The following is an 18,625-nucleotide window of genomic DNA, read 5'->3' as shown; positions in this document are numbered from 1 at the left end:
GCATATTTCCTACCGGGAATTTCTTATGAAATCAATCTTTTCCTGGTTTATTTTCAGATTATATTTCTCTCACAGCATCCAAATGATTTATGTACAGTTGAATTTCTCAATTCAAACTTTCCAACCGCCCCATACGACTATTTCCACCGGGGTTTACCTATACTTGTACAGTTGAATTTTTTAATTCTAGCTTTTCAACCGCCCCACATACCTATTTTCACCGGGTTTCACCTGCACTTGTACAGTTGGATTCCTCAATTCACACTTTCCAACCGCCCACGCCTAATTTCCAACCAGCTTCCATTTAGCCTAATTCCCCTATTTTCTGCCATTTTCCCTTTCTACCCATTAGCCACCGGCTTGCCCGTCTACCTGTTAGCCACCAGCTTGTGTATAGGATTTCCCATTTGAGAAAACTTGCTTTCATATTCCGTCATTACATTTCCTTTAACCATTTCGCTATCATTGTGAAGATCCCATGTCTGTGCTACCAGATTCCATCCTGCCTCCGGCACCTGCTCTAAGGAAAACTGGAAAAGCAAATCATTATCTGTCTTAAATTCCACCACTCCGTCTTTTTTTAGAATATTATCATATCTCTCGAAAAACTGCTTTGACGTAAGTCTTCTTTTTGCATGTCTGTCCTTCGGCCACGGATCTGAAAAATTCAGATATATTCTATCAACTTCTTCCTTATTAAATACATCACAAATATACTCCGCCTCCATTCTTATAAAACGGAGATTTGGTACCTCTATATCCTGGCACTTTTCAATTGCTCTAATCAAAACGCTGGAATACTTCTCAATTCCTACATAATTAATATCCGGATTTTCAAGGGCTAACTGTGTAATAAACCTACCCTTGCCCATTCCTATTTCTATTCTTATGGGATTATTATTTCCAAACTCTTCATTCCATTTTCCTTTTAAAACCTGTGGTTCATTTATTGCTAAATTGCTTTCTGCAATAGCTTCCCTTGATCCCGGTACATTTCTTAATCTCATGCCTGTCTCCAATCTGTAAAATACATAAATTTATTTGCCTGATATAGATATTAACTAATCACTTATTATAATGAAAAATTCTAATTGGTTTCATTAATTTTTTCAAGTTTTTATTGTAATTTTTACAAAAAGTGTTAAAGTAGACTTAAAGTCTAAGAAAGGGTATTTGAGCAAATCTGCCCTTGATGTGTAAGTCTCGGTAAGATTGTCACCGGGGCTTTTTGTCTATTATCTTTACTACATATTTTGTTAAATGTATTATTAATTATTATTTAAGGATAATAGTATAATAGAGGGGCAAATGTATTTTTAGTGCCACTCTGTTTTATGCCCAAAACCATATGATATAAAAATCTCACAACATAAAAACATATGGTATAAGATTATATGACATAAAACAATATAACTTAAAATGAAGGAGGCTGCACATGAGTCAGGATATTAACAAAATCATAAACGAATTGGCAGAAATTGATTCAGCTTCAGCTAAAATTATGCAACAATCGCTTAATGAAAAAGCAAAGTATGCAGATTATATTAATCAGCAAAAAAAGCAATACGACCGGGAACTTCAAATGGATGTGGACTCCTGTGTTAATGAATATAAAGAACAGTTAAATAAAGAAAACGAAATAGAAATAGATAAATGCCAAAAGGAATGTTTAAAGGATATAGAAAAGTTAAACAATCTCTTTGCATCAAAGGGTGAAGCCTTAGCGGAAGGTATATTTAACAACATTATAAAGGAGTGAGCCTATGAGAAACGGAAAATTAGTGGCTTACAGTGGCATGACTACCAAAATAAGGGCAATGAAAAAAGGTCTTATTTCCCAGTCTGAATATGATGAGATTGCAAACTTAAAAACCGTTCCTGATTTAATCAGTTATCTGCAAACCTTTCCATCATATGCAGATGTTTTGTCGGATTTAGATGCTTCCACAGCCCATCGTGGAGATGTGGAAAGCCGCATGACCTTTTCAACATACTATGATTTTTCTAAGATATTCCATTTTGCCGGAAACATGCAAAAACGATATTTGGAATTTTATTTTATGAAATACGAAATTGCCACTTTAAAGGCATCCATGCGAAATATTATGGACAGCAGAAATTCAACTATTCCTGTCCTTGTTGATAAACATTTCAAGCGACATTCAAAGCTTGACATAGATAATCTTATAAACTCCTCCAACATGGAGGAATTTGTAAACAATCTTTCAGGCTCTGTTTATGAAAAAACAATTAGAAAGGTTTACGAACTTGACAGTCCTACACTTTTTGATTACGAAATGTCCTTAGACCTTTTCTTTTTCAATTATGTGTGGGACAACAAAAATAAATTTATTCCAAAGGGTGAATGCAAATACTTCCTGGATTCCTTCGGTTCTCAGGTGGATTTGTTAAACATTCTCTGGATTTACCGCTGCAAAAAATACTACACGGTAACAGATTCCCAGATTTATTCGTTTCTGATACCCATTTATCACAATATTGAGAGAAACGACATAAAAGCCATGGTAGAAGCTGAAAATAACGAGGTATTTTTTGAGTTAGTAAACAGGAGCTATTACGGACGTACTTACGGGTTTGAGCCGGGAGAATCAATGGAATCCCAGTTTGGTGGAATTTTAAATACTATATATATGGAAGATTTCCGAACTGCTCCATACTCCTTAGCAGCTATAAATGCATACTTCCACCTAAAAAATTTGGAGGTTGCAAAGGTAGTAACGGCAATGGAGTGCATAAGATACGGATATTCTCCGGAAGTCATTACCCGATACATTAATCAAAAGAAAGGGGTTTTGTAATGATTGAAAAAATGAGTTTTGTGACTTTAGCCGGTCCCAAAAATGAAATCGATTATCTCGTAACCCACTATTTAAGTAAGCATGATATTCACTTAGAAAATGCTTTGGCAGAATTTAGTTCTTCCGACCAGTTCACCACTTACAACGAGGAAAATCCTTTTAAGGATGCCCTTAACAAAAGTCACGAACTTATGGGACTTGTGAAGAACCCTGAAAAGGTAAAAATTGAAAATATCAGTATTAAAAGTGCTGAAGGCTTTATAGATAAAATTGATGACAGGCTTTCAGACATAGAGGATGAGATTTCAAAGCTTAATACTCAGATTCAGGCTCTTGATGCCGACTTCAACTCCCTTGCCCCATTTAAAGGGCTTAATTACACATTAAAAGGAATTTATGATATGGATTTTTTCAAATACCGTTTTGGCAAAATTCCAAAAGTCAATTTTGATAAGTTTGAGTCGTACCTTGACCCTGATATTAACGCAATTTTTATTACTACTTTAGCAGAGACGGAATATGTTTACGGGGTATTTTTTGCACCTAATGAATATTTTGAAGAAGTTGCAAAAGATTTTAAGAACATAAATTTTGATGAAATTGCCATTGCAAAAAAATATAAGGATTTTCCTGACAAGGAATGTGAAAATATTTTAAGTCAGAAAGAAGATTTGCAAAAGCAGGTTCAGGCAAAGGAAGATTCCATAAACGACGTTATTGAAGAAAGCAAAACTAAACTTGTTTCCGCTATCAGACGAATAGAAACTGCATATAGTAATTTTGACGTAAGGAAATTATCAGCGGTTACAAGGGAATCCGGTGTGAATTTTCAGGTTTTATGTGGATGGATGGCAACTAAGGAGGCAAAAAAACTCCAGAAGGAAACCGACGACGATGTAAATGTTGTGTGCATTGTCAGCGATGATGTCACGGAGCATAAAACCAAGCCACCAACAAAATTAAAGAATTTAAAAATTGTAAAGCCTTTTGAATTGTTTGTAAAAATGTACGGACTTCCGGCTTACAACGAATTTGACCCTACTTTATTTTTAACCATAACTTATGCCTTTATTTTCGGCATAATGTTTGGTGATTTAGGTCAGGGGCTATGCCTTTTTATTGGTGGGGCCATTTTATACAAGGTTAAAAAAATGGATTTGGCAGGAATTGTCTGTGCCGCAGGAGTAAGCTCCTGTATATTCGGTGCCCTGTTTGGAAGCTTTTTCGGATTTGAGTTTGATTCCGTCATAAGCCCTCTTAAATCCATGGTAACGCTACCGTTTTTAGGAGAAATTAATATTGTTCTTGTAGCAGCATTTCTCTTTGGTTCATTTGTTATATTAACCACCATGGTGCTTAATATTGCCAATGCTATAAAGCAGAAAAACCTTGGCAAGGCATTGTTTGGGCCTAATGCCGTAACTGGTTTTATCTTTTACGCCAGCGTTATAGCAGTTATTTTACTTTACATGACAGGAAAGCCGTTGCCGGGAACAGTGTTACTTATAATAATGTTTGTTGTTCCCCTTGCTTTAATATTCTTTGAGGAACCTCTTAAGAATTTAATTGCAAAGAAAAAGCCTATAGATGAATCGGCAGGAATTTTTGCGGCAACAGCGTTTTTTGAATTGTTTGACTACCTTATAACTTATTTGTCAAATGCTCTATCCTTTTTGCGTATCGGAGTTTTTGCCATAAGCCACGCAGCCATGATGGAGGTTGTTATGACCTTAGCCGGTGCGGAAAATGGTGGCATGCCAAATATACTTGTAGTCATTATTGGAAACATTATTGTTTTAGGTATGGAGGGACTTGTTGTTGGAATACAGGTACTCCGTCTTGAATATTATGAAATTTTCGGACGTTTTTATGATGGAAGCGGACGTGAATTTGTTCCATTTAGGAAGAATAATAAATAAAAACATAAAAACCAGGAGGAAATTAACATGTTAATTAGTATTTTATTTTTAGTAGCTTTAGTACTTACAATTGTACTTCCAATTATTGTTTATTTTGTAGGTGAGCAGAATAAAGGTCGTTTTAAAAGAACAATGCTTACTAACTGCATTACATTCTTTAGCGTATTTCTTTTTGCAACTGTTTTCTTATTCACAAACACTGCCAGTGCTAAAGTAGCTTCAGATTCTACTATTTCAAGTGGTATCGGTCTTATTGCTGCCGGCCTTGCCATTGGACTTTCATGTATAGGTTCAGGTTATGCCGTTGCAAGCTCAGCCAGTGCAGCTCTTGGTGCATTAAGCGAAGATTCAAGCATTTTCGGTAAAGCCCTTATCTTTGTAGCCCTTGCAGAAGGTATTGCTCTTTGGGGATTCATCGTTGCTTTCCTTATTTTAACACACGTTGCATAAATAACGTTTTTGGAGGCGTATATGAAAATGTATTTAATTAGCGATAATGTGGACACTTTAACAGGCATGCGCCTTGCCGGTGTTGAAGGTGAAGTTGTACATGGTCGCAAAGAGACAAAACAGGCAGTTGAAAAGATTTTAGAAGACAAACATCTCGGTATTCTGCTTATTACGGAAAAATTAAGTTTTGAAATTCCTGAAATAATTGATGATATCAAGCTTAACAGGAAACGCCCTCTATTAGTGGAAATTCCTGACCGTCACGGTTCAGGAAGACAACCTAACTTCATTACCAATTACATTAATGAAGCTATTGGAATAAAACTTTAGAAAGGATGTGGCGCCAATGACTATAGAAGAAAAGATGGAGCACTTCAGAATGATTTCTCTTGAAAGTGCCAATAATCAAAGTGCTGAATCATTAAGCAGCTACAAAAAATCCTTAGACGATGATTTAGAGGTCTATAAGGACAATTCTAAACGACTTGCAGAAGAATCAAAGCGTGCAAGAATTAATCAGGTTAAGTCTGATTGCAAAAAGCAGCTTGCGTCTTCCCAAATGGCAATAAAAAAGGATTTAACAAAAAAACAGTCTGAAATTAAAGTTAAAGTTTTTGACATTGTCCGTAAAAAAATTGCTGATTACAGAACTACTCCTGAATACATTGCAAACATTAAGCATCAGATACAGTCTGTTTTAGATGAATATGGTGATTCTGAGCTTACGGTTTATATTGATTCAAATGACTCAGCTTTACTTGATGAATTAAAATCAGATTTTAACTGCAATATACAGGTTTATGATAAGGATTTTCTTGGAGGCACAAGAAGCATTATTCCTGATAAAAATATTCTGATAGACTATTCTTTTAAGACAAAGCTTATGGAAGAACAGGAAAAATTCGCAATTACATTGTAGGAGGCAGCCAATTGGAAAAAACAGGTATTATATATGGCATTAACGGGCCTGTCGTTTATATTAAAGGAAAAACAGACTTTAAAATGGGCGAAATGGTTTACGTTAGTTCTGAAAGATTAGTTGGTGAGGTAATCGGACTTACTTCAGAAATGACTACAATTCAGGTATACGAAGAAACCAGTGGTCTTAAACCCGGAGAATTGGTGTATGGTACTGACAGTGCTATTTTCGTTACACTGGCTCCCGGCATACTTGATAATATTTTTGATGGTATTGAAAGACCTTTAAGTGAAATAGAAAAACAGTCAGGAGCCTTTATTTCAAGAGGTGTCAGTGTAGATTCCCTTGATACTAAAAAGAAATGGAAGGTTCAGATTAAGGTTTCCGTGGGAGAATATGTTTCCGGCGGTACAATCATTGCGGAAACTCAGGAAACCCGGGCTATTGTCCACAAATCAATGGTTCCTCCATACATAGAAGGAACGGTTATTGATGTGGCTGAAGATGGTGAATATACCATTAACGACACCATCGTTACTATAAAGAAAGAAAATGGAACTATTGTAGACCTTTCTCTTACCCAGAAATGGCCTATCAGACAGCCACGACCTATTGCAAAGCGCTATGGAACAACACAGCCTCTTGTTACAGGTCAGAGAATTATGGACACATTATTCCCATTGGCAAAAGGCGGTACTGCTGCCATTCCGGGAGGTTTTGGTACCGGAAAAACCATGAACCAGCATCAGATTGCCAAGTGGGCTGATGCAGATATTATTATTTATATCGGATGCGGTGAGCGTGGTAATGAAATGACTCAGGTTCTTGAGGAATTTTCAGAACTTATCGACCCGAAATCCGGCAATCCTTTAATGGATAGAACAACACTTATTGCAAATACAAGTAATATGCCTGTTGCAGCCAGAGAGGCTTCTATTTATACAGGTATTACTCTTGCAGAATATTACAGGGATATGGGATATCACGTTGCAATTATGGCTGATTCCACTTCCAGATGGGCTGAGGCTCTCCGTGAGTTATCAGGACGTTTGGAGGAAATGCCTGCTGAGGAAGGTTTCCCGGCATATCTTGCCAGCCGTCTTTCGGCATTCTACGAAAGAGCCGGTTATATGGAAAACCTTAACGGAACTGAAGGTTCCATTAGTATTATTGGCGCAGTTTCACCTCAGGGTGGTGATTTTTCGGAACCGGTTACACAAAATACCAAACGTTTCGTACGTTGTTTCTGGGGTCTTGACAAATCCCTTGCCTACGCAAGACATTTCCCGGCCATTCACTGGCTTACAAGCTACAGTGAATATGTGGACGAACTTGCCAACTGGTACAACACAAATGTAGGCCCTGACTTTACCGAATGCAGAGCTAAAATACTTGCCCTGCTTAATCAGGAAAGCTCTTTAATGGAAATTGTAAAGCTTATTGGTAGTGACGTTTTGCCGGATGACCAGAAGCTTACTTTGGAAATTGCAAGAGTTATAAGACTGGGATTTTTACAGCAGAATGCATTTCATGACCAGGATACCTGCGTTCCGCTGAAAAAACAGCTACTTATGATGAAAACCATACTTTATTTATATGACAAGGCATCAAGTCTTATTTCATACGGCATACCAATGTCAGTTTTAAAGGAAAATAAGATTTTTGAAAAGGTTATTGCCATAAAATATGATGTTCCTAATGATAAATTAGGTATGTTTGATGATTATACAACCGCTATTAATAACTTCTATTCAGAAATAATGGAAGAGAATGCATAAGGAGGGTACCATATGGCTATAGAATATTTAGGATTAAGTGAAATTAATGGACCGCTTGTTGCATTAGAAGGTGTAAAGGATGCGGCTTTTGACGAAATTGTTGAATTTTCCATTAATGATGGTGAGGAAAAACGTCTTGGACGTATTATTGAAATATATGAGGATAAGGCAATAATTCAGGTTTTTGAAGGCTCGGAGGGTATGTCTCTTACCAATACCCATACCAAGCTTACAGGACACCCTATGGAAATTGCCCTTTCTCCTGACATTTTAGGACGTACTTTTAACGGTATTGGCCGCCCTATTGATGGTCTTTCACCTATCAATGGCGAAAAGCGTGATGTAAACGGCAAACCTTTAAATCCGGTAAGCCGTGAATATCCCAGAAACTATATAAGAACCGGTATTTCCGCCATAGACGGACTTACCACATTGATTCGTGGACAGAAGCTGCCTATTTTTTCCGGCAACGGACTTCCACATGACCAGCTTGCAGCCCAATTGGTAAATCAGTCTTCCTTAGGAGACAGTGATGAAAAGTTTGCCATTGTGTTTGCTGCCATGGGCGTAAAAAATGACGTTGCTGACTTTTTCAAAAAGTCTTTTGAGGAATCCGGTGCCTTAGAACATACCGTTATGTTCCTTAACATGGCGAATGACCCTGTTGTAGAACGTCTTATTACCCCTAAGGTTGCCCTGACAGTTGCAGAATATCTTGCCTACGAAAAAGATATGCATATTCTTGTAATTCTTACTGATATGACAACCTATGCAGAAGCCATGCGTGAGGTATCTTCTTCTAAAGGTGAAATTCCTTCAAGAAAAGGTTACCCGGGATATTTGTACAGTGAACTTGCTACAATTTATGAACGTGCCGGCATTATTAAAGGTGCCAAAGGTTCCGTAACCCAGATTCCGATTCTTACAATGCCAAATGATGATATTACTCATCCAATTCCTGACCTTACAGGATATATTACGGAAGGTCAGATTACTTTAGACCGTTCATTAAATGGCCAGGGAATTTATCCTCCTATTAATGTTCTTCCGTCCCTTTCAAGACTTATGAAGGACGGTATCGGTGAAGGATTTACAAGGGATGATCATCAGGATGTTGCAAACCAGCTGTTTTCGGCTTACGCCAAAGTAGGTGATGCCAGAGCTCTTGCTTCAGTTATCGGTGAAGATGAATTATCTCCAACAGATAAGAAATACCTTGAATTTGGTAAAGCCTTTGAGACTGAATTTGTAGGTCAGGGTCTTGGAGTAAACAGAAATATTATTGAAACATTAAATCTTGGCTGGAAGCTTCTTCATATACTTCCTAAAGAAGAACTTGATAGAATTGACACAAAGATACTGGATAAATACTATGATGCATTTGGAGAAAATTAAAGTTTTTCCACTTAAATTGCTAAATGTGATTACACCACTTTTGGTAATTATACACTTACTAAAATAGGAGTGGGTTTATTATGAATTTAAACACAGTACCTACAAAAGGTAATTTGATGTCCGCAAAAAGCTCCCTTACCCTTGCAAAACAGGGATTTGAGCTAATGGACAAAAAAAGAAATATTCTCATTCGTGAAATAATGGATCTTAACGAAAAAGCAAAAGGTATTCAAACAGAAATTGACATGACCTTTAAGGAAGCCTATAGTGCTCTTGAAAAGGCAAATATTGAACTGGGAATTAAAAACGTGGAAACTTTTGCTTTTAACGTTACTCCTGAGAATGACATAAGGATAAAATCAAGAAGTGTTATGGGTACGGAAATCCCTCTTGTAAGACATAAGGAAGAAATCCGAAACCCCGTATATTCTTTTTATGGCACTACGGAATCCCTTGATATGGCAAAATCCTGTTTTGAGAAGGTTAAGGATTTAACCATCAGACTTTCCATGATTGAAAATGCCGCTTATCGTCTTGCTTACAATATCAAGAAAACCCAAAAGCGTGCCAACGCCCTTAAGAATATAACCATTCCAAGCTATGAAGCATTAGTAAAAACCATTGAAAATGCTTTGGAAGAAAAGGAACGTGAGGAATTTACAAGACTTAAGGTTATAAAATCAAGGGTTAAATAAAAAAAACAGTAACCATTGGACAATATTAACTGTTCATTAGTTACTGTTTTTTATTATTCTTATACTATAGTTTACCCTTTACTACGTTAATATTATATACATACAACTATTTATTTCCACTACTTTTTTATCATTATTTTTTTATTCAATATATGATTTATCAAAAATATTTTGTAAATTAATTGCATTTTGCCTTTATTTTATGTAAAATATATTTTATATGATTATATTTTGGAGATTACAATGATTACATATAGATTTAAAAAATTTTTATCAGCATTGCTTATTATGATGCTGGTACTGGGAAATATTTTTATCCCAATTACTGATTTCAACACAGGATTAGGAATTGCAGATGTTTCTGCAGCCCCTAAGAAGACAAGCACCAGTTGGCCTAAGTCACCTACTTTGCACGGTGAAGCTGCTATATTAATTGATGCATCCACAGGTACTATTTTATATGATAAAAAGTGTAACAAAAAAATGTATCCTGCCAGCATTACAAAAATAATGACGGCACTTTTAACAATAGAGAATTGCAAATTAGATGAAACAGTAGTTTTTTCAAAAAATGCCATTAACGGATTAGAATATGGTGATGCCAATGCCGGTTGTCAAATTGGTGAAAAGTTATCTGTTAAGGACTGCTTATACGCATTAATGCTTACATCCGCCAATGAAGTTGCCACCGCACTTGGCGAACACATTGCCGGCTCCACAAAGGAATTTGCTGAAATGATGAATGAGCGTGCCGAAAAAGCCGGTGCCACAGGAGTTCATTTTGCCAATGCCAACGGTCTTCATGACCCAAATCACTATGTTACGGCATATGGCATGGCTATGATAATGCGTGATGCTCTTAAATATCAGACTTTCAGAGACATTATTAACACATCAGAATATACAATTAAAAAGAATAACAAAAGAAAAGAAAATTTTAATTCTTACCAGCGTCATAAAATGGTTAGACGCTACAGCGGATTTTACTACGATGGAATTATTGGTGGAAAAACCGGATTTACTAATCAGTCTGGGACAACCCTTGTTACCTCTGCCGAGAGAAACGGCATGACTCTTATTACAGTTGTGCTTAACTCAAATGGTAACAATGTTTACTATGACACCAAGGCTTTACTTGATTACGGCTTTGACAATTTTCACAAGGTTAATGTTGCCCAAAACGATTCCCGTTTCAAAAATACAGAAAGTGTTACTTTGAAATCACCTTTCTGTAACGACAACAGCAGCATTTCCATAGATGATTCCGCCTGTGTGGTTATTCCTAAAAAAGCAAAGTTTGCAGATTTAACATCTGAAATATCCTTTGGAATTTCTAATGATAAATTTGCAACTATTACTTACAAATATGGTTCAAAATCTGTAGGAACAGCTGGTATTAAATACACTAATACCGTTGCAGATACCCCAAACGAGTCATCTACAACTTCTGTTGCTGAAAGTGGAACCACAAACTTAAGTTCAGAAAGTGTACAAAGCACAACCGCTTTAGACACTGAAAATAAAACTGCAGCCGCAAATAGTGATAATTCAAAGAAATCTAACTTCAAGGTACCAAAAATTCTACTGCCTATTATTATTGGTATCGTAATTGTTGTTATTTTAATATTAATCATTGTTATGCAGCATAGAAGATTAAATAAAATAAGAGCGAATAAACGAAATAGAAATCGCTGATTATTAATTTAGGAGGTATTAATATTATGAATTGGGTAGCACCTATTAAGGACGAAGACACACTTCGTCTATTTGGCAACGCACTTAAAGAAGTTGACTATAAGTACTACATCATGTTTGAAGTTGGTGTAGGCACGGGACTTCAGCTTCAGGACATTCTTTCATTTAAGGTTAAGGATGTAAGAGACAAAGATGAAATAACTGTTGAAATTGGAACAAAGAACATTAAGAACATTTTTAAAGTTCCGGAAGATTTAAAGAAAACAATCCATACTTTCACAGAAGGTAAGGATCCGGATTCTTACTTAATATTAGGACATAACAATTCTAACAAGCCTCTTTCAAGAGAACAGGCATACAGAGTTCTTCGTGCAGCCGGACATAGCATCGGACTTAACTCTATTGGAGCTCAGACCATGAGAAAAACATTTGCATGGAAATATTACAATGAAACAGGAGATATTTACTATCTTCAGAATTTATTTAACCATGCTTCTCCATCTATCACATACCGTTTTATTGGAGAAAAACCTAATATGCAGGTTGTTTTAAAGAAAATGACTCCACAGGAAAATGAAAAGAGCCGTTATATGCTTTACTTAAATGGTAGTGGTAAGAAACGTCTTAATGCTGTTATTGATGCGGTAACTGAAATCCGTGACAAATTCGACGATCCTATGAACAACGATTCATTCTATGGTAAAGTTGATTGTCTTTTAACAGAACTTGAAGCTCTTATGGAGAATTATAAGGAAACTAAATAATAAACAAAAAAGTAGCTGCTTATCCTTTTCGGATATACAGCTACTTTTTTATTTAATCGTCATCCTCATTTTCATCCCATAACTCATCTATGACGATTTCTTTATCCAGAGACCTCTGTCTTCTCTCACGCCTCTTTTCCCTAATAGATTCCTGTTTGTCGTAAATACTTTTCGCCCCTTCTTCGTCAGTGGATTTCATAATTTTAATTGCAAAGAAACTGTCATCTTCCACTTTCTTTATCTTAATCTTTCCTCTGACATAACCATGCACGGCACATTTTCCTAAGCAATAATAAGTCTTTCCACAGTCGGAAAACCAATCCAGTTCCTTTTTCAAATATTTGCCACATTTATTACATTTCATGTCGCTTACATCTTTATCTTCGAACATTTCTTCTTTAGAAAGGAATTCCCTTGTTACTAACTTGGTATACTCATCAATCCTAACGAAAATCTCTTCTTCCTTAATTCTAGGTGAATAAAATGTATCAATAGATAATCGGTTCTTATATTTGTCAAAGTCCATGGTCTGCATAACTCTGGCCGTGTAATAGGCATCGCTCAAAGCCCGGTGGAATTCATGATCCTCATCAATTTTCAAATATTCAACAGCACTTGTGAGAGTTCGTTTCATATGTCCATCGTCATATCGCAAACTAAACATTTTCTGCAAATCCACAAAAAATAATGGGAAATCCAGCACTCTCTCTAACCTGTAATGTTTCATATTCTTCTGGAGTTCCGTTAAATCCATAGAACCCCATGTACAGAACATATAATCATCTCCGCACCAGTCAAGAAATTCAATAATTGCTCTCTTGAAATCCTTTCCTTCCTTCAATTCTTCTTCAGTAAAATGAGTTATTTCCCGAATTTTATAATGAAGTTTCTTATATACTCTTGGTCTTATAACCTGTTGGTAAGAATCCAGTATCTCTCTGTCCTCACTAACTCTCACTGCACCAATTTCTATGATTTCAAATGGCAGGTCCGGATAATAATTACTTTTTCCATATGGATTTTGATTCCACTCTAAATCCATTACAATATAGTCCATTATCAATCTCCATATTTAGTTTTATATCAGATAATTATACTACGATTGTAGTAATATTTCAACTTGCGACGTTTTTGGGTATAACCACCCAAAATTAAAATTTTAAATTCCACTCCCGCATCTTACAGTGAAATTTTCTTTTATAAATCAGCTATGTATAATTGTGAATTTTGTATTTTACTTTCCACTATATATTTCGGTTACCTCTTCCATATCTTTTCTCTCATAACCTTTAAATATGCCTATCATAATGAGCGTAAAAAGCAAAAAAAACAATGATGTAATTCCTTCAGTTTTTATTATTTCCATATTACTTTCATCAATTCCATCTAAAATTATAGTCAATAAAGTAAAAAGCAAAAATAAAAATGTCATTAAACACATTGCAAAAAATGGTAATGATATCATTTGTGTAACATGAATAACCACACCATTTTCTGTTTCTTCAAATCGTCCCACATTTACCGGTCTTGCGATATTTTGCCTAATAAAATATTCCGTACTTCCATTAATTGATATTTTAAAGCCCTTATTATTGACTCTCCCAAAAAAATTGGCTTTTCTGTAGTTTCCTAATTTAGGCAGATTTTCTTTTGTATATTCTATACACTGTTCTTTAGACATATTTGTATTAATAATGTATTTCATCTTATTCACCTCAATATATCATAATTTATTTTCTCAACTTTTATCCTCTTGATTTAATGTACTCAATGATTCTATTGTCACTACTTTTTACTTTTTTTAACAATGATATTATTCCAAATAATATTAAGTACCCTATTAAAGCTCCAATAGTATTAAAAATTAAATCATTAACATCAAAGGTTCTAAAATTATATCCTATTAACATATTCACTAACAGCTGTGAACTCTCGACTACAAGACTTAAAATAAATCCCACAATAATAGTTTTTTTCCAATTATTCTTTACTACAAATCCCTGCAAAAATCCTATCGGAATAAACATAACAATATTCAATAGACTTGTCATATGAGCAAAATCTTTAAAAGGAATCAAATTAACATCCCTACCCAATTTTATTCCACCTAATTCAGTTTCCATAACATCATTATTAATAAAGATTGGAAACTGAGTTTTATAAATTATCAAAATAAAATAAAAGCATATTAATAATAAAGCATTTGTTTCTTTAAAATTCTTATTAAATATTTTTTTACACAATACAACTAAAATCAACGATAAAATTATTAAACAAATTAATATTTTAAAATTAAAATCATAAATCATGTTTCATCTCTCCAAATTAATCTTAATTTTTGTAGTCCAAATGGAAAAGTATATTAATGTGCAGAAAATTTATCTTCCATACAAACGTATTAACATAAAATGCAGCAATGAATCTACAACCATTGCTGCATTTTATAATGTTCCCAGCGGGAATCGAACCCACAACTAGTGCTTAGGAGGCACTTGTTATATCCATTTAACTATGAGAACAAGTGCCGGCTTAAGACTATGGAAAAACCCGTAATCCATAACCGGCATTTTATTTTTTAACCAGTATATATAATACTATTTTGCTTCTATTTTTTCAAGTCCACCCATGTAAGGTCTTAAAACTTCAGGAATTACAATACTTCCATCTGCCTGCTGATAATTTTCCAAAATAGCTGCTGTTGTTCTTCCGGCTGCAACGCCACTTCCGTTTAATGTATGAACAAATTCAGCTTTATCACCTGCATTATCCTTATACTTAATGTTTGCACGTCTTGCCTGGAATGTTTCAAAGTTACTGCAACTTGAAATTTCAACATATCTGCCGTAGCTTGGCATCCAAACTTCAATATCGTACTTCATTGCAGCTGTGAATCCTAAATCTCCGATACAAATCTTAACAACTCTGTACGGAAGTCCAAGCATCTGCAATACATCTTCTGCATCTCTTGTAAGTTTCTCTAATTCATCATATGAATCTTCCGGCTTACAGAACTTAACTAACTCAACCTTGTTAAACTGATGCTGTCTTATAAGTCCTCTTGTGTCTCTACCTGCTGAACCTGCTTCAGCTCTAAAACATGCTGTATATGCACAGTGCTTAATTGGAAGCTGTGAGCCATCTAAAATCTGGTTTCTATACATATTAGTTACAGGAACTTCTGCTGTAGGAACTAAGAAATATTCCTTTCCATCTCCCTGTACCTTATATGCATCTTCCTCAAACTTAGGAAGCTGTCCTGTACCTGTCATGCTCTCACGGCTAACCATAAATGGTGGAAATACTTCTGTATAACCATGCTTTGATGTGTGTGTATCAAGGAAGAAGTTTACAATGGCTCTTTCAAGTCTTGCACCTAAATCTCTGTATACTGTAAATCTTGAACCGCTTATTTTAGCTGCTGTTTCCGGATCAAGTATTCCTAAATCCGCACCTAAATCCCAATGTGCCTTTGGCTCAAAATCAAAATGAGTAGGCTCACCGAACTTTCTTATTTCTACATTATCTTCATCTGTCATTCCTGCCGGAACAGAAGGATGAGGAATATTAGGTATTGTAAGCATATAGTTGTTTAAGTCTTCTTCTGCTTTACTTAAATCAGCGTTTAATGTCTTAACCTTATCTGAAATTTCTTTCATTTCTGCCATAATAGGTGCAACATCTTTTCCCTCTTTCTTATACTGTGGAATCAACTTAGATGTAGTATTCTGCTTAGCCTTTAATGCTTCAACCTCACTTAAAAGATTTCTTCTCTTTTCATCAAGGTCCTTAAAAAGACTTAAATCAAAATCTTCGTTTCTTGTAGATAAAGCCTTTGCAACTTCATCAAAATTATTTCTCAATAACTTTATATCTAACATTTCTCCTCCTACGAGTCACTTTTCTATTTGTGTTATTAACACGGAATGACTCTTATTAACAATCTTTTCACGGTATTTCGATTATACCCCTAACCTCCTATTTTTGCAAGGATTATGGCAAACATCGTCAATATATGTTATACTATTCTTAATTTCATTATAATAATACATTTTATTTAGGAGAAGGTAAAACATATGAATCTTGAATTAGTAAACGAAAGACGAAATAACAGTATTTATACTGATGGAAATAATACTTATAAGATTTTTAATAAAAATTATAAGAAAACTGATGTATTTTTGGAATCTTTTATTACATCTATGGTTGAAACAACAGGCATCAATGTTCCTTCTATAGAAGAAGTATCTGTGATGGATGGAAAATGGTATTTTAAATCTTCTATTATAAAGGGCACTACTTTGTTTTCCATGATACAGTCAGACCCTGATAATGCTGATAAATATTTAGATAAAATGATTGAAATTCAAACATCAATTCATAAAAACAGACTTGATAAACTGCCATTCCAAAAGGAAAAATTTGCAGATTATATTAAGTTTTCCAACTTGGATAAAAATCTTAAAATAGACCTTATTGACATGTTAAACACCTGTCCACGTCATAGGAAATTGTGCCACGGTAATTTAACACCTCATAATATTATTATTAATGAAGGTGAGGCTTGTGTTCTTGACTGGAATCATGCATCCCAGGGAAATGCCAGTGCCGATGTTGCCAGAACATATTTGTGGATGAAAATTAATATGCCTGATTTGGCAGAATCATATCTGGATAAATTCTGCGAAGCAACAAGCACAAGCAAGCGTTACGTTCAAAACTGGATTCCTATTGTTGCCGCAGCAAGAATTGCAAAAAATAATCCTGAAGAAATAAAAATATTAAAAAGTTTCATATCAGTTGTGGAATATTAAAATTTTCATTGAAAAAAGCAGAGTTTGTAGAAACCCTGCTTTTTCTATGCTAAAAATCATTTTATTTTATACCCTTACTATTTCCACTGCTCCTAATTTAATAGTACCTGATAAAACAACAACAGTATCATTTACTGCATCTCCTTCATAGTGCCCGGTTTCATCCAATGCCCCTAAAGTCGCTGTTGTAAGATTTTTAACCTTCCAGCTTTTTGGAATATATATTTCAACTCCGCCACACATACATTCAACTCTCACGTAAACCTCATTGCCCGCCGGAACTGCCTTATCCATATAAATTTCGCAACCACCAAACTTATTTATAATTTCCACACTTTTTAAATTTTTAGAGTCAATATACTTTTCAGCCCCTGAAAATTTAGTTACGTGAACTATATTTTCTCCCTCTGCATGACTTGAGGTAAAATTTCCATACCCATCTTTTTCGTCATATCCCTTTTTACACGCCTTTTTCCAGTTACGTCTTTCCTTGTTTCCGAATATAAGTGAAAATCCTATACTTAACAATATTGCCGAGCCTACAACCGGCCATGGAGTGATACTTTCTATTTTTAATTCATGTTGCCATACAATTCCAAGAAAGGCAATACTCATAAAAATAGAGAAAAACCCTCTATCCAAAATTCCCTTTACAAGCCATGCTGCCCACAGCAATGTAAACGCTATTTTTCCAAATTGCACACCGGGAAATATATCTAATTTGGTAATTATCCATATTACCGCAATAGCTATAAGTGCTATTCCCCAGAAAATATTTTTTCTTTTCATTATTCTTTACTCCTTATTTCATCTAATTTACTTTTTAAAGGTTTAAAATATCCTCGTGAAACAAATACGTGTTTATGACTGTCTTTAAATTCTATTTCACTTGAAGCAGTTATATTTTTAGTAATTGCATATACCTTTTTTACGTTTAATATTGCAGACTTTGAAATTCTGCAATATGTCCATGGCAATATTTTCTCAAGTTCATAAAGTCTGTAACCTGTGTCAAAAATATCATCCCTTGTATGTGCCTTAACCATGTCTCCTTCTGTCTGGAAAAACAAAATGTCCTCAATATCAATATAATAATCCTTCTGATCCTTATATAGCTCAAGTTTAATGTTTTCAGATAAACTATTGCTTATATTTCTTTGAAGCATGGCAATTTTTTCGTCAAATTTTAAACACTTTATTATTACCTGGTTTTCTATGCAATTTTCATCAATATCAATGATAACCTTCATATAACTTTCCTACTAATTAAACCTCTCTGTTTCTAATTAGAATTTTATTTTATTACTATATAAATGTAAATAGTATTTAGGCAACAGGTTAATTATCTCCTGTGACAGGTTGATTTTTTGCATATAAAAA

Annotated in this window: 19 protein-coding genes and 1 tRNA gene; 12 read left to right on the top strand and 8 right to left on the bottom strand. The window is 34.8% G+C overall.

Annotated elements, in window-relative coordinates:
• Positions 1–368 precede the first annotated feature (368 nt).
• Complete coding sequence (gene trmB / locus DWW68_RS12625; protein WP_021953582.1) at positions 369–1,007, bottom strand: tRNA (guanosine(46)-N7)-methyltransferase TrmB; 639 nt, start codon at positions 1,005–1,007, stop codon at positions 369–371.
• Positions 1,008–1,435: 428 nt separating this feature from the next.
• Here trmB and DWW68_RS12620 point away from each other — a divergent pair, with 428 nt between their 5' ends.
• From DWW68_RS12620 to DWW68_RS12570, 11 genes are all read left to right on the top strand, one after another.
• Entirely contained in the window at positions 1,436–1,759 is a 324-nt protein-coding gene (locus DWW68_RS12620; RefSeq protein WP_021953583.1) for a hypothetical protein, read from the top strand.
• Positions 1,760–1,763: 4 nt separating this feature from the next.
• Entirely contained in the window at positions 1,764–2,819 is a 1,056-nt protein-coding gene (locus tag DWW68_RS12615; RefSeq protein WP_118590214.1) for a V-type ATPase subunit, read from the top strand.
• Positions 2,819–4,738 carry a V-type ATPase 116kDa subunit family protein gene (locus DWW68_RS12610; protein WP_118590212.1) on the top strand — a complete coding sequence of 640 codons (1,920 nt, stop codon included), beginning with the start codon at positions 2,819–2,821 and terminating at the stop codon, positions 4,736–4,738. Before DWW68_RS12615 ends, DWW68_RS12610 begins: the two co-directional genes overlap by 1 nt.
• 27 nt (positions 4,739–4,765) lie before the next feature.
• Positions 4,766–5,188, top strand: a complete 423-nt coding sequence (locus DWW68_RS12605; protein ID WP_118590210.1) for an ATP synthase subunit C — start codon at positions 4,766–4,768, stop codon at positions 5,186–5,188.
• Positions 5,189–5,209: 21 nt separating this feature from the next.
• Positions 5,210–5,518, top strand: coding sequence for a V-type ATP synthase subunit F (locus tag DWW68_RS12600; protein ID WP_021953587.1), 309 nt, complete (start codon positions 5,210–5,212; stop codon positions 5,516–5,518).
• Positions 5,519–5,534: 16 nt separating this feature from the next.
• On the top strand, positions 5,535–6,107 hold the full coding sequence (locus DWW68_RS12595) for a V-type ATP synthase subunit E (RefSeq protein WP_118590208.1): 573 nt from the start codon (positions 5,535–5,537) through the stop codon (positions 6,105–6,107).
• An 11-nt stretch (positions 6,108–6,118) separates the two neighbouring features.
• Positions 6,119–7,885, top strand: a complete 1,767-nt coding sequence (locus tag DWW68_RS12590; protein WP_118590206.1) for a V-type ATP synthase subunit A — start codon at positions 6,119–6,121, stop codon at positions 7,883–7,885.
• Positions 7,886–7,897: 12 nt separating this feature from the next.
• Positions 7,898–9,280, top strand: coding sequence for a V-type ATP synthase subunit B (locus DWW68_RS12585; protein ID WP_021953590.1), 1,383 nt, complete (start codon positions 7,898–7,900; stop codon positions 9,278–9,280).
• Positions 9,281–9,360: 80 nt separating this feature from the next.
• Complete coding sequence (locus DWW68_RS12580) at positions 9,361–9,975, top strand: V-type ATP synthase subunit D (RefSeq protein WP_118590204.1); 615 nt, start codon at positions 9,361–9,363, stop codon at positions 9,973–9,975.
• A 243-nt stretch (positions 9,976–10,218) separates the two neighbouring features.
• Positions 10,219–11,670 (top strand): D-alanyl-D-alanine carboxypeptidase family protein, encoded by a 1,452-nt coding sequence (locus DWW68_RS12575; protein WP_118590202.1) that lies wholly within the window; start codon positions 10,219–10,221, stop codon positions 11,668–11,670.
• A gap of 26 nt (positions 11,671–11,696) precedes the next feature.
• A complete protein-coding gene (locus tag DWW68_RS12570; RefSeq protein WP_021953593.1) occupies positions 11,697–12,434 on the top strand; it encodes a tyrosine-type recombinase/integrase in 738 nt (245 codons plus the stop codon).
• A gap of 52 nt (positions 12,435–12,486) precedes the next feature.
• Here the strand turns inward: DWW68_RS12570 and DWW68_RS12565 are convergent, their stop codons facing one another.
• The 5 genes from DWW68_RS12565 to serS all read right to left on the bottom strand — a co-directional run bounded on the left by DWW68_RS12565 (position 12,487) and on the right by serS (position 16,312).
• Positions 12,487–13,491 (bottom strand): 3'-5' exonuclease, encoded by a 1,005-nt coding sequence (locus tag DWW68_RS12565; RefSeq protein WP_118590200.1) that lies wholly within the window; start codon positions 13,489–13,491, stop codon positions 12,487–12,489.
• 177 nt (positions 13,492–13,668) lie between these two features.
• Positions 13,669–14,139: a hypothetical protein gene (locus DWW68_RS12560; RefSeq protein ID WP_118590198.1), complete on the bottom strand. Its 471-nt coding sequence runs from the start codon at positions 14,137–14,139 to the stop codon at positions 13,669–13,671.
• Positions 14,140–14,179: 40 nt separating this feature from the next.
• A complete protein-coding gene (locus tag DWW68_RS12555; protein ID WP_118590196.1) occupies positions 14,180–14,743 on the bottom strand; it encodes a VanZ family protein in 564 nt (187 codons plus the stop codon).
• 138 nt (positions 14,744–14,881) lie between these two features.
• A tRNA-Arg gene (locus DWW68_RS12550) sits at positions 14,882–14,953 on the bottom strand.
• A 75-nt stretch (positions 14,954–15,028) separates the two neighbouring features.
• Positions 15,029–16,312, bottom strand: a complete 1,284-nt coding sequence (gene serS, locus DWW68_RS12545) for a serine--tRNA ligase (RefSeq protein WP_118590194.1) — start codon at positions 16,310–16,312, stop codon at positions 15,029–15,031.
• Between the two features lie 195 nt (positions 16,313–16,507).
• Between serS and DWW68_RS12540 the strand changes: the two genes are divergently transcribed.
• Positions 16,508–17,245, top strand: coding sequence for a phosphotransferase (locus DWW68_RS12540; RefSeq protein WP_118590192.1), 738 nt, complete (start codon positions 16,508–16,510; stop codon positions 17,243–17,245).
• 66 nt (positions 17,246–17,311) lie between these two features.
• On the opposite strand, the gene DWW68_RS12535 is transcribed toward DWW68_RS12540, so the two are convergent.
• Positions 17,312–18,034, bottom strand: coding sequence for a LiaF domain-containing protein (locus DWW68_RS12535; RefSeq protein WP_118590190.1), 723 nt, complete (start codon positions 18,032–18,034; stop codon positions 17,312–17,314).
• Positions 18,034–18,495 carry a LytTR family DNA-binding domain-containing protein gene (locus DWW68_RS12530; RefSeq protein WP_118590188.1) on the bottom strand — a complete coding sequence of 154 codons (462 nt, stop codon included), beginning with the start codon at positions 18,493–18,495 and terminating at the stop codon, positions 18,034–18,036. Before DWW68_RS12530 ends, DWW68_RS12535 begins: the two co-directional genes overlap by 1 nt.
• Positions 18,496–18,625 lie beyond the last annotated feature (130 nt).

The organism is Eubacterium sp. AF16-48, assembly GCF_003479405.1.
GTDB lineage: Bacteria > Bacillota > Clostridia > Lachnospirales > Lachnospiraceae > Eubacterium_G > Eubacterium_G segne.
Note: the sequence above shows the minus strand (reverse complement) of the source record. Positions and strands in the feature narration are given on the sequence as shown.

What these genes read in the sequence shown, in the direction of transcription:
- DWW68_RS12565 (WP_118590200.1), bottom strand. Translation starts at nt 13,491, where the DNA reads ATGGACTATATTGTAATGGATTTAGAGTGGAATCAAAATCCATATGGA.
- DWW68_RS12610 (WP_118590212.1), top strand. Translation starts at nt 2,819, where the DNA reads ATGATTGAAAAAATGAGTTTTGTGACTTTAGCCGGTCCCAAAAATGAA.
- DWW68_RS12585 (WP_021953590.1), top strand. Translation starts at nt 7,898, where the DNA reads ATGGCTATAGAATATTTAGGATTAAGTGAAATTAATGGACCGCTTGTT.
- DWW68_RS12540 (WP_118590192.1), top strand. Translation starts at nt 16,508, where the DNA reads ATGAATCTTGAATTAGTAAACGAAAGACGAAATAACAGTATTTATACT.
- DWW68_RS12620 (WP_021953583.1), top strand. Translation starts at nt 1,436, where the DNA reads ATGAGTCAGGATATTAACAAAATCATAAACGAATTGGCAGAAATTGAT.
- DWW68_RS12575 (WP_118590202.1), top strand. Translation starts at nt 10,219, where the DNA reads ATGATTACATATAGATTTAAAAAATTTTTATCAGCATTGCTTATTATG.
- trmB (WP_021953582.1), bottom strand. Translation starts at nt 1,007, where the DNA reads ATGAGATTAAGAAATGTACCGGGATCAAGGGAAGCTATTGCAGAAAGC.
- DWW68_RS12555 (WP_118590196.1), bottom strand. Translation starts at nt 14,743, where the DNA reads ATGATTTATGATTTTAATTTTAAAATATTAATTTGTTTAATAATTTTA.
- DWW68_RS12605 (WP_118590210.1), top strand. Translation starts at nt 4,766, where the DNA reads ATGTTAATTAGTATTTTATTTTTAGTAGCTTTAGTACTTACAATTGTA.
- DWW68_RS12580 (WP_118590204.1), top strand. Translation starts at nt 9,361, where the DNA reads ATGAATTTAAACACAGTACCTACAAAAGGTAATTTGATGTCCGCAAAA.
- DWW68_RS12535 (WP_118590190.1), bottom strand. Translation starts at nt 18,034, where the DNA reads ATGAAAAGAAAAAATATTTTCTGGGGAATAGCACTTATAGCTATTGCG.
- DWW68_RS12530 (WP_118590188.1), bottom strand. Translation starts at nt 18,495, where the DNA reads ATGAAGGTTATCATTGATATTGATGAAAATTGCATAGAAAACCAGGTA.
- DWW68_RS12570 (WP_021953593.1), top strand. Translation starts at nt 11,697, where the DNA reads ATGAATTGGGTAGCACCTATTAAGGACGAAGACACACTTCGTCTATTT.
- DWW68_RS12595 (WP_118590208.1), top strand. Translation starts at nt 5,535, where the DNA reads ATGACTATAGAAGAAAAGATGGAGCACTTCAGAATGATTTCTCTTGAA.
- serS (WP_118590194.1), bottom strand. Translation starts at nt 16,312, where the DNA reads ATGTTAGATATAAAGTTATTGAGAAATAATTTTGATGAAGTTGCAAAG.
- DWW68_RS12600 (WP_021953587.1), top strand. Translation starts at nt 5,210, where the DNA reads ATGAAAATGTATTTAATTAGCGATAATGTGGACACTTTAACAGGCATG.
- DWW68_RS12560 (WP_118590198.1), bottom strand. Translation starts at nt 14,139, where the DNA reads ATGAAATACATTATTAATACAAATATGTCTAAAGAACAGTGTATAGAA.
- DWW68_RS12615 (WP_118590214.1), top strand. Translation starts at nt 1,764, where the DNA reads ATGAGAAACGGAAAATTAGTGGCTTACAGTGGCATGACTACCAAAATA.